We start from the raw sequence: 423 nt of genomic DNA, 5'->3' as shown, positions 1-423 counted from the left end.
GTCCAGGATCACCACCACGCGACCATCGCCGGTGATGGTGGCACCGTAGATGCCCGGTACCGATGCGATCTGCAGGCCGACCGGCTTGACCACGATTTCGCGGTTGCCCAGCACCTGGTCGATCGCCACGGCAGCGCGCAGGTCACCGGCACGCACCAGCAGCAGCGGCACCTGGTCCTGGCCATCGGCGCGTGCCGGGGCCTGCCCGACCAGGCTGCCGAGGTCATACAGCGGATAGTCTTCGCCGCTGTAGCGGTAGCTGCTGTCGGCGGCCTCGAAGCGTTCGCGTGACAGGCGGCCGATACCACTGACCGAGGCCACCGGCACGGCGAAGGTGGTTTCACCGATCTGCACGAACACCGCCTGGGTGACGGCCAGCGTCTGCGGCAGGCGCAAGGTGAAGCGCACGCCCTGGCCACGCAC

1 protein-coding gene is annotated in these 423 nt (G+C 68.8%); it reads right to left on the bottom strand.

Annotation, left to right across the window (positions count from 1 at the left end):
- A partial coding sequence (locus HU147_RS19195) for a chemotaxis protein CheW (RefSeq protein ID WP_224077671.1) occupies positions 1–423 on the bottom strand: 423 nt, incomplete at both ends.

This window comes from Planococcus chinensis (assembly GCF_020071995.1).
Taxonomy (GTDB): Bacteria; Bacillota; Bacilli; order Bacillales_A; family Planococcaceae; genus Planococcus; species Planococcus chinensis_A.
Note: the sequence above shows the minus strand (reverse complement) of the source record. Positions and strands in the feature narration are given on the sequence as shown.